Genomic DNA, 14,795 nt, shown 5'->3' on the forward strand with positions numbered 1-14,795 from the left:
AACTAAACGGATAAAGCTTGCAGACGTTTATCAGGTAATGCCAACAAACGCCCGGTTATATATAGCCGATGACGCTAACGCCTAGCACGTTAAGACAGTTTTGTGCGCTGATCCTAATAAATCAATTCTGTACTGAAAACAGATGTGAAAAATTTGCCAAAAGTGGAAAAGCAACTAGCGTGATAACTCGAAAGTAATAGGATCCATTCCCAACCATATCGACCAAAGGCCTCTGGAACGGGCCTTCCAGACAATAGCTTTATGCCTGCAGTGGTTTCATAAGTCATTCATTAACAATGGAATGTGAGCATGCACTGATCTAAGTCAGCTGTTTGAAAAGCCAACAGAACTACGCTGTGAACTCTTCTCTCCTGCAATGGAGTCATGCAATGTCTGAAGCTCCCGGAAAACTACGACTAGGTGCACTGGTTGCCTTGGTAGTCGGATCAATGATCGGTGGCGGGATATTCTCTTTGCCACAAAACATGGCAGCCAGCGCCGACGTGGGTGCCGTGTTGATCGGTTGGGCCATCACCGCTGTCGGCATGCTCACCCTCGCTTTTGTCTTCCAAACCTTGGCTAATCGCAAACCTGACCTGGACGGCGGCGTCTACGCCTACGCCAAGGCCGGTTTCGGCGACTACATGGGTTTTTCTTCGGCCTGGGGCTACTGGATCAGTGCCTGGCTGGGCAACGTCGGTTACTTCGTTCTGCTGTTCAGCACCCTCGGGTATTTCTTTCCGATTTTCGGTGAAGGCAACACCGTTGCGGCGGTAATAGGCGCCTCGGTGCTGCTGTGGGCGGTGCACTTCCTGGTGCTGCGCGGGATCAAGGAAGCGGCGTTCATCAACCTGGTGACCACCGTCGCCAAGGTCGTGCCGTTGCTGCTGTTCGTCCTGATCGCGATCTTCGCCTTCAAACTGGACATCTTCACCGCCGACATCTGGGGCGTTAAAAACCCGGATCTGGGCAGCGTGATGAACCAGGTGCGCAACATGATGCTGGTCACCGTGTGGGTGTTCATCGGCATCGAAGGCGCGAGCATCTTCTCGGCCCGGGCGGAAAAACGTTCGGACGTCGGCAAGGCCACCGTGATCGGTTTCATCACCGTGCTGCTGTTCCTGGTGCTGGTGAACGTGCTGTCACTGGGCATCATGACCCAGCCGGAACTGGCCAAACTGCAGAACCCGTCGATGGCCGCCGTGCTGGAGCACGTGGTCGGTCACTGGGGCGCGGTGCTGATCAGCGTCGGCCTGATCATCTCGCTGCTGGGGGCGCTGCTGTCGTGGGTGCTGCTGTGCGCGGAGATCATGTTCGCCGCCGCCAAGGACCACACCATGCCGGAGTTCCTGCGCAAGGAGAACGCCAACCACGTGCCGGTCAACGCCCTGTGGCTGACCAACGCGATGGTGCAGATTTTCCTGATCATCACCCTGTTCTCGGCCAGCACTTACCTGTCGCTGATCTACCTCGCCACTTCGATGATTCTGGTGCCGTACCTGTGGTCGGCGGCCTACGCCCTGCTGCTGGCGGTGCGTGGCGAAAGCTACGAAGGCTTCGCGGCCGAACGCCGCAAGGACCTGATCATCGGCGGCATCGCCCTGATCTATGCGGTCTGGCTGCTCTACGCCGGTGGCGTGAAGTACCTGCTGCTCTCGGCCCTGCTCTATGCGCCCGGCGCGATCCTGTTCGCCAAGGCCAAGCTGGAACTCAAACAACCGGTTTTCACCAACGTCGAGAAGCTGATTTTCGCCGCGGTGGTCGTGGGTGCCCTGGTGGCTGCCTACGGTCTCTACGACGGCTTCCTGACTCTGTAACCCCTGACTGATTTGTTATCTGGAGGATCACTGAAATGACCACGGAAAAAGTTAAGTACGGCGTCCATTCCGAAGCCGGCAAACTGCGCAAAGTCATGGTTTGCTCCCCAGGTCTGGCCCATCAGCGGCTGACCCCGAACAACTGCGATGAACTGCTGTTCGACGACGTCATCTGGGTCAACCAGGCCAAGCGTGACCACTTCGACTTCGTGACCAAGATGCGCGAACGCGGGATCGAAGTGCTGGAAATGCACAACCTGCTGACCGACATCGTTTCCAACCCCGAAGCGCTGAAATGGATTCTGGACCGCAAGATCACCCCCGACACCGTCGGCGTCGGCCTGACCAACGAAGTGCGCAGCTGGCTCGAAGGCCTGGAGCCACGCAAGCTCGCCGAGTTCCTGATCGGCGGCGTGGCCGGTGAAGATCTGCCGGAAAGCGAAGGCTCCAGCGTGATCAAGATGTACCGCGATTACCTGGGCCACTCCAGCTTCCTGCTGCCACCGCTGCCCAACACTCAGTTCACCCGCGACACCACCTGCTGGATCTACGGCGGTGTGACGCTCAACCCGATGTACTGGCCGGCCCGTCGTCAGGAAACCCTGCTGACCACCGCCATCTACAAATTCCACCCCGAGTTCACCAACGCCGACTTCGAAGTCTGGTACGGCGACCCGGACAAGGATCACGGCCAGGCCACCCTCGAGGGCGGTGACGTCATGCCGATCGGCAATGGCGTGGTGTTGATCGGTATGGGCGAGCGCACTTCGCGTCAGGCCATCGGCCAACTGGCGCAATCGCTGTTCGCCAAAGGCGCCGTGGAAAAAGTCGTGGTCGCCGGCCTGCCGAAATCCCGCGCGGCGATGCACCTGGACACCGTGTTCAGCTTCTGCGACCGCGACCTGGTCACGGTCTTCCCGGAAGTGGTCAAGGAAATCGTGCCGTTCATCATCCGTCCCGACAGCAGCAAGCCTTATGGGCTGGACGTGCGCCGGGAGAACAAGTCGTTCATCCAGGTGGTGGCCGATGTGCTCGGCCTCAAGGAACTGCGCGTCGTGGAAACCGGCGGCAACAGCTTCGCCGCCGAACGCGAGCAATGGGATGACGGCAACAACGTGGTGGCCGTGGAACCGGGCGTGGTCATCGGCTACGACCGCAACACCTACACCAACACCCTGCTGCGCAAGGCCGGGGTCGAGGTCATCACTATCAGCGCCGGCGAACTGGGCCGTGGCCGTGGCGGCGGCCACTGCATGACTTGCCCGATCGTCCGCGACCCAATCGACTACTAAACCTCTGAGCCCTGGCCGCTACTCAACTTCTTTCAACAGAAAGTCGCGGCCAGGGGGATAACCGATACCGAAGGAGATCCATCATGGCTTTCAACATTCACAACCGTAACCTGCTCAGCCTGGAACACCACACCCCACGTGAGCTGCGTTACCTGCTCGACCTGTCCCGCGACCTCAAGCGCGCCAAGTACACCGGCACCGAGCAACAACACCTGAAGGGCAACAACATTGCCCTGATCTTCGAAAAAACCTCGACCCGCACCCGTTGCGCGTTCGAAGTCGCCGCTTATGACCAGGGCGCCAACGTCACCTACATCGACCCGAATTCCTCGCAGATCGGCCACAAGGAAAGCATGAAGGACACAGCCCGCGTGCTGGGTCGCATGTACGACGCCATCGAGTACCGTGGCTTCAAGCAGGAAATCGTCGAAGAGCTGGCCAAGTTCGCCGGCGTGCCGGTGTTCAACGGCCTGACCGATGAATATCACCCAACGCAAATGATCGCCGACGTGCTGACCATGCGTGAGCACGCTGACAAGCCGATCCATGAAATCAGCTACGCCTACCTGGGTGACGCCCGCAACAACATGGGCAACTCACTGCTGCTGGTCGGCGCCAAACTGGGCATGGACGTGCGCATCTGCGCGCCGAAAGCCCTGTGGCCGCACGACGATCTGGTCGATCGCTGCAAAAAATACGCAGAGGAAAGCGGTGCCCGCATCACCCTGACTGACGACCCGAAAGCCGCCGTCAAAGGTGTGGACTTCATCCACACCGACGTCTGGGTATCGATGGGCGAACCGGTTGAAGCCTGGGCCGAGCGTATCCAGCAACTGCTGCCATATCAGGTCAACAAAGAGCTGATGAAAGCCACCGGCAATCCGCGCACCAAGTTCATGCACTGCCTGCCGGCGTTCCACAACAGCGATACCAAGGTCGGCAAACAGATCGCTGAACAGTATCCGCACCTGGCCAACGGCATCGAAGTGACCGACGACGTGTTCGAGTCGCCTGCCTGCATCGCCTTCGAGCAAGCGGAAAACCGCATGCACACGATCAAGGCGATTCTGGTGTCGACCCTGGCTGATCTGTAACTGGCCTCTTGCGCTGATCGTTCCCCACATGATCGTTCCCACGCTCCTGCGTGGGAATGCATCCCGTGACGCTCTGCGTCACAGCGGACGCGGAGCGTCCGTGGCGGCATTCCCACGCGGAGCGTGGGAACGATCAACACGAAAAGGACATGCACCATGCGTATCGTCGTAGCTCTGGGCGGTAACGCCCTGCTCCGCCGTGGTGAGCCGATGACCGCTGACAACCAGCGCGCCAACATCCGCATCGCCACCGAGCAAATCGCCAAGATCCATCCCGGCAACCAACTGGTCATCGCCCACGGCAATGGCCCGCAAGTCGGCCTGCTGTCGTTGCAGGCAGCCGCCTACACCTCCGTCACCCCTTACCCGCTGGACGTGCTCGGTGCCGAAACCGAAGGCATGATCGGCTACATCATCGAACAGGAACTGGGCAACCTGCTGGACTTCGAAGTCCCGTTCGCCACCCTGCTCACCCAGGTCGAAGTCGACGCCAACGACCCGGCCTTCAAAAACCCGACCAAACCGATCGGCCCTGTCTACGACAAGGCTGAAGCAGAAAAGCTCGCCGCCGAGAAAGGCTGGGCGATTGCCCCGGACGGCGACAAGTTCCGCCGTGTGGTGGCCAGTCCACGGCCGAAACGCATTTTCGAAATCCGCCCGATCAAGTGGCTGCTGGACAAGGGCAGCATCGTGATCTGCGCTGGCGGCGGCGGCATCCCGACCATGTATGACGAGAAGCGCAACCTCAAAGGTATTGAGGCGGTGATCGACAAAGACCTGTGCTCGTCGCTGCTCGCCGAACAACTGGAAGCCGACTTGCTGGTGATCGCCACCGACGTCAACGCGGCGTACATCGACTTCAACAAGCCAACCCAGAAAGCCATCGCCCAGGCTCACCCGGACGAGCTCGAACGCCTGGGTTTCGCTGCCGGCTCCATGGGGCCGAAGGTGCAGGCAGCCTGTGAATTTGCGCGCCATACTGGCAAGGTTGCGGTGATCGGTTCGCTGGCGGACATCGAAGCCATCGTCCAGGGCACCGCCGGTACGCGGGTCAGCACCGCCGCGCCAGGCATCACCTACCGATAACCAGAAATACCGGGGGCAGACCCAGGGTCTGCCCTTCTCCCATGCCTTGAAAGGAGAGAACACCATGGCCCAGTTCGAACCCGGTCATTTGCACATCGAGCGGCACGCGTTGACCCAAGATGACGTCAACTACAACATCCGCCTCGAATACGAGGTCTCCCAGGATCCGCAAAAAGGCAAAGGGATACAGTTCCGGCTGGTTGGAAGCATCCAGGGCAAAGAGGTCAACGAACCGTTCTTTCTGCCCAAGGAAGAGGCCTACAACTTCGCGCGCAACGTGACGCAGATTGCCGAAAAATACGGCATCCCCAAGAGCCACAGCCAAATCGGCTCGGTTCACAAACATTACGATTTGATGTTTGAAGACATCCGTGTGCAGTTGAATATGAAATCCGGGGATCCGGTCAATCCCGAGCATTTCGAGTAACCCTTTTCTACTGATCGTTCCCACGTCGAGGCGTCGAACCGTCCGCGTGGGAACGATCAGCGCAGGGCGCAGATTTCACCATTTCCCCGCCCCAAGGCATACTTGCCCCCCTCCGCACTCCAGAACCCAGAACCACCCCATGCGTATCCACGTCAGCTTCATCGACCGCGTCGGCATCACCCAGGAAGTCCTGGCGATACTCGGTGGGCGCAACCTCAATCTGGATGCGGTGGAAATGGTCCCGCCAAACGTCTACATCGACGCCCCGACCCTCAGCCCGCAAGTGCTTGAAGAGCTGAAAGACGCACTGTTTCGGGTACGCGGTGTGGAGGCCGTGGTGGTGGTCGACATCCTGCCCGGTCAGCGCCGGCACTTGCAGCTCGACGCGTTGCTCGCGGCAATGACCGACCCGGTACTGGCACTGGACAGCGCCGGCAAGGTGCTGCTGGCCAACCCGGCGCTGATCGCCTTGTACGGTCGCGAGCCGGCGGGTGAAAGCGTCTCGGAACTGTTCAACGATCCCGGTCTGCTCGAAACCTTGCTGGAACAGGGTTTCCGCCTGCCGCTGCGGGAAATCACCGTCAACGGCCAGACCCTGTTGCTGGACGCCACGCCGATCACCGACGCCGGCGCCCTGCTGACCCTGTATCAACCGAACCGCATCGGCGAGCAGCTCTCGGCGCTGCACCACGACCATGCCGAAGGTTTCGACGCGCTGCTCGGCGAGTCCCCGGCGATCCGCACGCTCAAGGCCCGCGCGCAACGGGTGGCAGCCCTCGATGCGCCGCTGCTGATTCAGGGCGAAACCGGCACCGGCAAGGAATTGGTGGCCCGCGCCTGCCACGCCATCAGCACCCGCCACAGCGCGCCATTCCTGGCGCTGAACTGCGCGGCCCTGCCAGAGAACCTCGCCGAGAGCGAACTGTTCGGCTACGCCCCCGGCGCCTTCACCGGCGCACAACGGGGCGGCAAACCGGGGCTGATGGAACTGGCCAACCAGGGCACGGTGTTTCTCGACGAGATCGGCGAAATGTCGCCGTACTTGCAGGCAAAACTGCTGCGTTTTCTCAACGACGGCAGCTTCCGTCGAGTGGGTGGTGATCGGGAAGTGAAGGTCAACGTGCGCATCCTCAGCGCGACCCACCGCGACCTGGAAAAAATGGTCAGCGAAGGCCTGTTCCGCGAAGACCTGTTCTACCGCCTCAATGTGCTCAACGTCGAAGTGCCGCCGTTGCGCGAACGTGGCCAGGACATTCTGTTGTTGGCGCGTTACTTCATGCAGCAAGCCTGCGCGCAGATCCAGCGCCCGGTCTGCCGCCTCGCCCCGGGCACTTACCCGGCGCTGCTCGGCAACCGCTGGCCGGGCAACGTGCGGCAATTGCAGAACGTGATCTTCCGCGCCGCCGCCATCTGCGAAAGCAGTCTGGTGGACATCGGCGACCTCGACATCGCCGGCACCTCGGTGGCGCGCCAGACCGACACCGACGTCGACAGTCTGGAAGAAGCCGTGGAGGCGTTCGAAAAATCGCTGCTGGAAAAACTCTACGTCAGCTACCCCTCGACCCGCCAACTGGCCAGTCGCCTGCAGACCTCGCACACGGCGATTGCCCATCGGCTGCGCAAGTACGGGATTCCGGGAAAAGCCTGAATCCCGCCAAAAGCGACCTCCATCTGTACTGAAAGCGCTACAGCGGAACGATATCGCTACACCCTCCTTCGACCACCGCCGTGCAAGGCTTTGATCCGCTTCAGCTTTTTTCTTCGCTCCAAGCTGTAGCGATTTCGCTACAGCGTGCTCGATCACGACCGCCAACAAATCATTCAAGCAATTGATTTACAACGATATTTTTACGTTGGCCGCGTTCTTGCTAAGTAACCGCTCATAAAATCAGGGCATTGCCGCCCGAGTATTCCACCGCGTCCACCAGACGAGTCTGGCCCCTAGGAGATTCCATGAGCGAGTTGCGTTTTACTGAAGATCACGAATGGCTGCGCGCCGAAGCCGATGGCTCTGTCACCGTTGGCATCACCGCTTTCGCGCAGAACGCTTTGGGCGACGTGGTGTTCGTGCAACTGCCTGAACTGCAGGCTTACGACAAAGGCGCCGAAGCCGCCACCGTGGAATCGGTAAAAGCCGCCAGCGGCGTTTACATGCCGCTGGATGGTGAAGTCCTTGCCACCAACCCGGCCCTGGAAGACAGCCCTGAGCTGGTCAACGAAGATCCGCTGGGCGAAGGCTGGTTCTTCCGCTTCAAGCCGGCCGACGCTTCGGCCGTCGCCAAGTTGCTGGATCAGGACGCCTACGACCGTCTGATCAAAGCCCAAGCCGAAGCCTGAGGAACCTGACATGACCCAAGTAAATCTCGGCACCGCCAATGAATTCATCGCCCGTCACATCGGCCCGCGCGCCGGTGACGAGCAGGCCATGCTCAACAGCCTCGGCTTCGACTCGCTGGAAGCCCTGAGCGCCAGTGTCATCCCGGAAAGCATCAAGGGCACCAGCGTGCTCGGCCTCGATGACGGCCTGAGCGAAGCCGATGCCCTGGCGATGATCAAAGGCATCGCCGGCAAGAACCAACTGTTCAAGACCTACATCGGCCAGGGCTACTACAACTGCCACACGCCGTCGCCGATCCTGCGCAACCTGCTGGAAAACCCGGCCTGGTACACCGCTTACACCCCGTACCAGCCGGAAATTTCCCAGGGTCGTCTCGAAGCGCTGCTGAACTTCCAGACCCTGATCAGCGACCTCACCGGTCTGCCAATCGCCAACGCTTCCTTGCTCGACGAAGCCACCGCCGCTGCCGAAGCCATGACCTTCTGCAAACGCCTGAGCAAGAACAAGGGCAGCCACCAGTTCTTCGCCTCGATCCACAGCCACCCGCAAACCCTCGACGTACTGCGCACCCGTGCCGAGCCGCTGGGCATCGACGTGGTCGTGGGCGATGAGCGCGAACTGACCGACGTGACGCCATTCTTCGGCGCACTGCTGCAATACCCGGCGAGCAACGGTGATGTGTTCGACTACCGCGAACTGACCGAACGCTTCCACGCGGCCAACGCACTGGTGGCCGTGGCCGCTGACCTGCTGGCCCTGACCCTGCTGACCCCGCCGGGCGAATTCGGCGCCGACGTGGCCATCGGCAGCGCGCAACGCTTCGGCGTGCCGCTGGGCTTCGGTGGCCCGCACGCGGCTTACTTCTCCACCAAAGATGCGTTCAAGCGCGACATGCCGGGCCGTCTGGTCGGTGTCTCGGTTGACCGCTTCGGCAAACCGGCCCTGCGTCTGGCGATGCAGACCCGCGAGCAACACATCCGTCGCGAGAAGGCCACGTCGAACATCTGCACCGCGCAAGTGCTGCTGGCCAACATCGCCAGCATGTACGCCGTGTACCACGGCCCGAAAGGCCTGACCCAGATCGCCAACCGCGTGCATCACCTGACCGCGATCCTGGCCAAGGGCCTGAGCACACTGGGCGTGACCGTCGAGCAAGCCAGCTTCTTCGACACCCTGACCCTGACCACCGGCGCGCAAACTGCTGCGTTGCATGACAAGGCTCGCGCTCAACAGATCAACCTGCGTGCGATCGATGCCCAGCGTCTGGGCCTGTCGGTCGACGAAACCACCACCCAGGCCGACATCGAAACCCTGTGGGCCCTGTTCGCCGACGGCAAGACCCTGCCGGATTTCACTGCTCTGGCCGCTGCCGCGCAAAGCACCATTCCAGCCGCGCTGGTACGTCAGTCGCCGATCCTCAGCCACCCGGTGTTCAACCGTTATCATTCGGAAACCGAGCTGATGCGCTACCTGCGCAAACTGGCGGACAAGGACCTGGCACTGGATCGCACCATGATCCCGCTGGGTTCGTGCACCATGAAACTCAACGCCGCCAGCGAAATGATCCCGGTGACCTGGGCTGAATTCGGCGCCCTGCACCCGTTCGCCCCGGCCGAACAAAGCGCCGGTTACCAACAACTGACCGATGAACTGGAAGCGATGCTCTGCGCCGCCACCGGTTACGACGCGATCTCGCTGCAACCGAACGCCGGTTCCCAAGGTGAGTACGCCGGTCTGTTGGCAATTCGCGCCTACCACCAGAGCCGTGGCGAAGACCGTCGCGACATCTGCCTGATCCCGTCGTCCGCCCACGGCACCAACCCGGCGACCGCCAACATGGCCGGCATGCGCGTGGTCGTGACCGCGTGCGACGCCCGTGGCAACGTGGACATCGAAGACCTGCGCGCCAAGGCCATCGAGCACCGCGAACACCTCGCCGCACTGATGATCACCTACCCGTCGACCCACGGCGTGTTCGAAGAAGGCATCCGCGAAATCTGCGGCATCATTCATGACAACGGCGGTCAGGTGTACATCGACGGCGCCAACATGAACGCGATGGTCGGCCTCTGCGCACCGGGCAAGTTCGGCGGCGACGTCTCGCACCTGAACCTGCACAAGACTTTCTGCATCCCCCACGGCGGTGGCGGCCCGGGCGTCGGCCCGATCGGCGTGAAATCGCACCTGACCCCGTTCCTGCCGGGCCATGGCCATATGGAACGCAAGGAAGGCGCGGTCTGCGCAGCACCGTTCGGCAGCGCGAGCATTCTGCCGATCACCTGGATGTACATTCGTATGATGGGTGGCGCAGGTCTGAAGCGCGCTTCGCAACTGGCGATCCTCAATGCCAACTACATTTCCCGTCGCCTGGAAGAGCACTATCCAGTGCTGTACACCGGCAGCAACGGTCTGGTGGCGCACGAGTGCATCCTCGACCTGCGTCCGCTGAAAGACAGCAGCGGCATCAGCGTCGATGACGTGGCCAAGCGTCTGATCGACTTCGGCTTCCACGCCCCGACCATGTCGTTCCCGGTGGCCGGCACGCTGATGATCGAGCCGACCGAAAGTGAATCCAAGGAAGAGCTGGACCGCTTCTGCGACGCCATGATCCGCATCCGCGAAGAAATCCGCGCTGTAGAGAACGGCACCCTGGACAAGGACGACAACCCGCTGAAGAACGCTCCGCACACCGCCTCAGAGCTGGTCGGCGAGTGGACTCACCCGTACAGCCGCGAGCAAGCGGTGTACCCGGTGGCGTCGTTGATCGAAGGCAAGTACTGGCCGCCGGTCGGTCGCGTCGACAACGTGTTCGGCGACCGCAACCTGGTCTGCGCCTGCCCGTCGATCGAAAGCTACGCTTGACCTGTGAGGGGGCGGGTTCGCCCGCCCCTTTCATGCGTGCCTGATGTGCCTATAACAAGAAACCGGAGAACAACCATGTCGTTAAGCGTGTTCGACCTGTTCAAGATTGGCATCGGCCCCTCCAGTTCCCACACCGTCGGCCCGATGCGCGCAGCCGCGCGCTTCGTCGAAGGCCTGCGCCGGGAAAACCTGTTGTCGGCCACCACCAGCGTCAGGGTCGAGTTGTATGGATCCCTCGGCGCCACCGGCAAGGGTCACGGCAGCGACAAGGCTGTGCTGCTGGGCCTGGAAGGTGAACACCCGGATACCGTGGATACTGAAACCGTCGCTGCACGTCTCACGCAGATTCGCGGCAGCGGGCGTTTGAACCTGCTCGGTGAACACAGCATCGCGTTCAACGAGAAAGAACATCTGGCAATGATCCGCAAGCCCTTGGCCTATCACCCCAACGGCATGATCTTCCGTGCCTTCGATGCGGCGGGATTGCAGATCCGCAGCCGCGAGTACTACTCGGTCGGCGGCGGTTTTGTAGTCGACGAAGATGCGGCCGGAGCCGACCGCATCGTCGAAGACGCCACACCGCTGACCTTCCCGTTCAAAAGTGCCAAGGACTTGCTCGGTCACTGCGCCACCTATGGTCTGTCGATCAGTCAGGTGATGCTGACCAACGAAAGCGCCTGGCGCCCGGAAGCGGAAACCCGCGCCGGCCTGCTGAAAATCTGGCAAGTGATGCAGGACTGCGTGGCCGCCGGCTGCCGCAACGAAGGCATTCTGCCGGGTGGCCTGAAGGTCAAGCGGCGGGCGGCGGCGTTGCACCGGCAACTGTGCAAGAACCCGGAATCATCGCTGCGCGATCCGTTGTCGGTGCTGGACTGGGTCAACCTCTACGCCCTCGCCGTCAACGAAGAAAACGCCAATGGCGGGCGCGTGGTTACGGCGCCGACCAACGGCGCGGCGGGGATTATTCCCGCCGTATTGCATTACTACATGCGCTTCATTCCTGGCGCGAACGATGACGGCGTGGTGCGCTTCCTGCTCACCGCGGCGGCCATCGGCATTCTGTACAAGGAAAACGCCTCGATTTCCGGCGCCGAAGTCGGCTGTCAGGGCGAGGTCGGCGTGGCCTGTTCGATGGCGGCCGGCGCGTTGTGCGAAGTCCTCGGCGGCAGTGTGCAACAAGTGGAAAACGCCGCTGAAATCGGCATGGAACACAACCTCGGCCTGACCTGTGACCCGATTGGCGGGCTGGTGCAGGTGCCGTGCATCGAGCGCAACGCCATGGGCTCGGTCAAGGCAATCAACGCCGTGCGCATGGCCATGCGCGGCGACGGGCAGCATTTCGTCTCCCTCGACAAGGTCATCCGCACCATGCGCCAGACCGGCGCCGACATGAAAAGCAAATACAAGGAGACCGCCCGCGGCGGTCTGGCGGTCAACATTATCGAGTGTTAATTAGCCCCCTCTCCCTCCGGGAGAGGGTTGGTGTGAATCAAGGAGTCCCGCATGTCCACCGAACAACTGTCGAAAACCCCGCTGCACGCTCTGCACATCGAACTCGGCGCCCGCATGGTGCCGTTCGCCGGCTACGACATGCCGGTGCAATACCCGCTAGGCGTGATGAAAGAACACCAGCACACCCGTGAGCAGGCCGGGCTGTTCGATGTCTCGCACATGGGCCAGATCCGCCTGACCGGCGCCAATGCCGCCAAAGCCCTGGAAACCCTGGTGCCGGTGGACATCATCGACCTGCCGGTGGGCATGCAGCGCTACGCGATGTTCACCAACGAAACCGGTGGCATCCTCGATGACCTGATGGTCGCCAATCTGGGCAACGACGAACTGTTCCTGGTGGTCAACGCCGCGTGCAAGGACCAGGACCTGGCCCATCTGCAGAAGCACATCGGCGATCAATGCAAGATCGAGCCATTGTTCGAAGAACGCGCCCTGCTCGCCCTGCAAGGCCCGACCGCCGTAACCGTGCTGGCGCGCCTGGCACCGGAAGTGGCGAAGATGACCTTCATGCAGTTCGCCCGCGTGAAACTGCTGGGCGTCGATTGCTTCGTCAGCCGTTCGGGCTACACCGGTGAAGACGGTTTCGAAATCTCCGTACCGGCAGCCGATGCGGAAAAACTCGCCCGCGCCCTGCTCGCTGAACCGGAAGTGGCCGCCATCGGCCTCGGTGCCCGTGACTCGTTGCGCCTGGAAGCCGGCCTGTGCCTGTACGGCCACGACATGAACACCGACACCACACCAATCGAAGCGAGCCTGCTGTGGGCCATCTCCAAGCCACGCCGCGCTGATGGCGCACGGGCTGGCGGCTTCCCGGGTGCAGAACAGGTTTTCAGCCAGCAGCAGAACGGTGTCGCGCGCAAACGCGTCGGCCTGCTACCGCAGGAACGCACCCCGGTCCGTGAAGGGGCAGAAATCGTCAACGAAGCCGGCGAGATCATCGGCAGCGTGTGCAGCGGCGGTTTCGGCCCGACCTTGGGCGGCCCATTGGCGATGGGTTACCTCGACAGCGCCTATGTCGCACTCGACACGCCAGTCTGGGCCATCGTTCGTGGGAAAAAGGTGCAAATGCTTGTAAGCAAAATGCCATTCGTTCCACAACGCTACTATCGTGGTTGATTGACTGTTTCTATAAGTAACGCGATTGCGTTATGCGTGCACTAATGTGTAACGCAATCGCCATAAAACAGTGCACTTTCTTTACATTCGATTCGAATATGAACTTGGCTTATAACGTTCGAAAACAATTGAACAAGCTAATCGTATAAGCCCGACTAATGGACTGACTAACTGCCAGCAAGCACAGGAAAACCGGGGCCCTCACGGGGCTTGTTTTTCCTCCTGTAGTTGGCGTAGAGTTTGTCCACTGTGTTTGCATGGGTCAGCTTGGAATCGTGACCTGGGCAGTAGCCTACAAGTTAGCTACATCCCGTTCGACGTCTTCTTACTCTCCTGCAACCAGCCCCAGTACTCTTTCATGAGGAAGAGACTGTCATCAATTTTTGCGTCAAAGGAAATAAGAAATGTCCCAACGTCAGAGCGGTACCGTCAAGTGGTTTAACGACGAGAAAGGTTTTGGTTTTATCACTCCAGAAAGCGGTCCGGATCTGTTCGTGCATTTCCGCGCTATTCAGGGCAACGGCTTCAAGAGCCTGAAAGAAGGCCAGAAAGTGACTTTCGTGGCTGTGCAAGGCCAGAAAGGCATGCAGGCTGACGAAGTACAAGCCGAAGGCTGATCTTCTGTTACGAAAAAGCCCCTGATATTGATATCAGGGGCTTTTTTGTGCGCGCGAATCCGTAAAATGGCGCTTCACTTTCCGTCCAGAGGCTGCCATGTCGAAACACCTGCTCATCCCCCAGGGCGATTTTCCCGCCGTTGGCCTGGGTCGTCGTCTGGCAGCGATGTTCTATGACTTTCTGCTGTGTACCGCCCTGCTGATCGTCACCGGCGGGATCTACAAGATGATCCAGGCCGCGATCATCGGCGAAGAGCGCCTGCGAGTGCTGACCGACGCCGGCAAGCTGGACGGCGACCCTCTCTACTCCACCGTGTTGCTGCTGGTGCTGTTTGGCTTCTTCGCCAAGTTCTGGACCCACGCTGGCCAGACACTGGGCATGCAGGTGTGGGGTATCCGCGTACAGAATGCCGATGGCACCGCGATCAGTCTGTGGCAGGCGCTGCTGCGATTCATGGTGTCGATCGCGTCGTGGCTGTGCGCAGGTCTTGGCTTCTTCTGGTCGCTGTACGACAAGCAGAAGCGCACCTGGCATGACATCTATTCGGACACGCAACTGGTGCGGGTCCCGAAGAAAGCAAAATAATCCTGCAGATGCAAAAACGCCCCGATCAAATCGGGGCGTTTTTGTTTG

Annotated in this window: 12 protein-coding genes; all 12 read left to right on the forward strand. The window is 60.7% G+C overall.

What is annotated here, in order from left to right; genetic code table 11:
- Positions 1-389: 389 nt before the first annotated feature.
- The 12 genes from arcD to AC07VV_RS21600 all read left to right on the forward strand — a co-directional run bounded on the left by arcD (position 390) and on the right by AC07VV_RS21600 (position 14,747).
- Positions 390-1,817: an arginine-ornithine antiporter gene (gene arcD, locus AC07VV_RS21545; RefSeq protein WP_495037425.1), complete on the forward strand. Its 1,428-nt coding sequence runs from the start codon at positions 390-392 to the stop codon at positions 1,815-1,817.
- Positions 1,818-1,852: 35 nt separating this feature from the next.
- The gene (arcA, locus tag AC07VV_RS21550; RefSeq protein WP_096818274.1) at positions 1,853-3,109 is read left to right on the forward strand and encodes an arginine deiminase; all 1,257 of its coding nucleotides are present in this window, start codon (positions 1,853-1,855) and stop codon (positions 3,107-3,109) included.
- Between the two features lie 83 nt (positions 3,110-3,192).
- Positions 3,193-4,203: an ornithine carbamoyltransferase gene (locus AC07VV_RS21555; protein WP_096818276.1), complete on the forward strand. Its 1,011-nt coding sequence runs from the start codon at positions 3,193-3,195 to the stop codon at positions 4,201-4,203.
- 156 nt (positions 4,204-4,359) lie between these two features.
- The gene (gene arcC / locus AC07VV_RS21560) at positions 4,360-5,289 is read left to right on the forward strand and encodes a carbamate kinase (protein ID WP_102621280.1); all 930 of its coding nucleotides are present in this window, start codon (positions 4,360-4,362) and stop codon (positions 5,287-5,289) included.
- A gap of 64 nt (positions 5,290-5,353) precedes the next feature.
- The gene (locus tag AC07VV_RS21565; protein ID WP_495037426.1) at positions 5,354-5,716 is read left to right on the forward strand and encodes a DUF5064 family protein; all 363 of its coding nucleotides are present in this window, start codon (positions 5,354-5,356) and stop codon (positions 5,714-5,716) included.
- Between the two features lie 139 nt (positions 5,717-5,855).
- A complete protein-coding gene (gene gcsR / locus AC07VV_RS21570; RefSeq protein WP_085730273.1) occupies positions 5,856-7,364 on the forward strand; it encodes a transcriptional regulator GcsR in 1,509 nt (502 codons plus the stop codon).
- A gap of 305 nt (positions 7,365-7,669) precedes the next feature.
- Entirely contained in the window at positions 7,670-8,053 is a 384-nt protein-coding gene (gene gcvH / locus AC07VV_RS21575; RefSeq protein WP_074688335.1) for a glycine cleavage system protein GcvH, read from the forward strand.
- A gap of 10 nt (positions 8,054-8,063) precedes the next feature.
- Positions 8,064-10,916, forward strand: coding sequence for an aminomethyl-transferring glycine dehydrogenase (gcvP, locus tag AC07VV_RS21580; RefSeq protein WP_495037427.1), 2,853 nt, complete (start codon positions 8,064-8,066; stop codon positions 10,914-10,916).
- 75 nt (positions 10,917-10,991) lie between these two features.
- A complete protein-coding gene (locus AC07VV_RS21585) occupies positions 10,992-12,368 on the forward strand; it encodes an L-serine ammonia-lyase (RefSeq protein ID WP_085730271.1) in 1,377 nt (458 codons plus the stop codon).
- A 51-nt stretch (positions 12,369-12,419) separates the two neighbouring features.
- Complete coding sequence (gcvT, locus tag AC07VV_RS21590; RefSeq protein WP_495037428.1) at positions 12,420-13,544, forward strand: glycine cleavage system aminomethyltransferase GcvT; 1,125 nt, start codon at positions 12,420-12,422, stop codon at positions 13,542-13,544.
- A 404-nt stretch (positions 13,545-13,948) separates the two neighbouring features.
- Complete coding sequence (locus AC07VV_RS21595; RefSeq protein WP_007934683.1) at positions 13,949-14,161, forward strand: cold-shock protein; 213 nt, start codon at positions 13,949-13,951, stop codon at positions 14,159-14,161.
- 97 nt (positions 14,162-14,258) lie between these two features.
- Positions 14,259-14,747 carry an RDD family protein gene (locus AC07VV_RS21600; protein ID WP_495037429.1) on the forward strand — a complete coding sequence of 163 codons (489 nt, stop codon included), beginning with the start codon at positions 14,259-14,261 and terminating at the stop codon, positions 14,745-14,747.
- Positions 14,748-14,795: the final 48 nt, after the last annotated feature.

This window comes from Pseudomonas sp. GW821-FHT02C04 (assembly GCF_059421845.1).

What these genes read in the sequence shown, in the direction of transcription:
- arcD (WP_495037425.1), top strand. Translation starts at nt 390, where the DNA reads ATGTCTGAAGCTCCCGGAAAACTACGACTAGGTGCACTGGTTGCCTTG.
- arcA (WP_096818274.1), top strand. Translation starts at nt 1,853, where the DNA reads ATGACCACGGAAAAAGTTAAGTACGGCGTCCATTCCGAAGCCGGCAAA.
- AC07VV_RS21555 (WP_096818276.1), top strand. Translation starts at nt 3,193, where the DNA reads ATGGCTTTCAACATTCACAACCGTAACCTGCTCAGCCTGGAACACCAC.
- arcC (WP_102621280.1), top strand. Translation starts at nt 4,360, where the DNA reads ATGCGTATCGTCGTAGCTCTGGGCGGTAACGCCCTGCTCCGCCGTGGT.
- AC07VV_RS21565 (WP_495037426.1), top strand. Translation starts at nt 5,354, where the DNA reads ATGGCCCAGTTCGAACCCGGTCATTTGCACATCGAGCGGCACGCGTTG.
- gcsR (WP_085730273.1), top strand. Translation starts at nt 5,856, where the DNA reads ATGCGTATCCACGTCAGCTTCATCGACCGCGTCGGCATCACCCAGGAA.
- gcvH (WP_074688335.1), top strand. Translation starts at nt 7,670, where the DNA reads ATGAGCGAGTTGCGTTTTACTGAAGATCACGAATGGCTGCGCGCCGAA.
- gcvP (WP_495037427.1), top strand. Translation starts at nt 8,064, where the DNA reads ATGACCCAAGTAAATCTCGGCACCGCCAATGAATTCATCGCCCGTCAC.
- AC07VV_RS21585 (WP_085730271.1), top strand. Translation starts at nt 10,992, where the DNA reads ATGTCGTTAAGCGTGTTCGACCTGTTCAAGATTGGCATCGGCCCCTCC.
- gcvT (WP_495037428.1), top strand. Translation starts at nt 12,420, where the DNA reads ATGTCCACCGAACAACTGTCGAAAACCCCGCTGCACGCTCTGCACATC.
- AC07VV_RS21595 (WP_007934683.1), top strand. Translation starts at nt 13,949, where the DNA reads ATGTCCCAACGTCAGAGCGGTACCGTCAAGTGGTTTAACGACGAGAAA.
- AC07VV_RS21600 (WP_495037429.1), top strand. Translation starts at nt 14,259, where the DNA reads ATGTCGAAACACCTGCTCATCCCCCAGGGCGATTTTCCCGCCGTTGGC.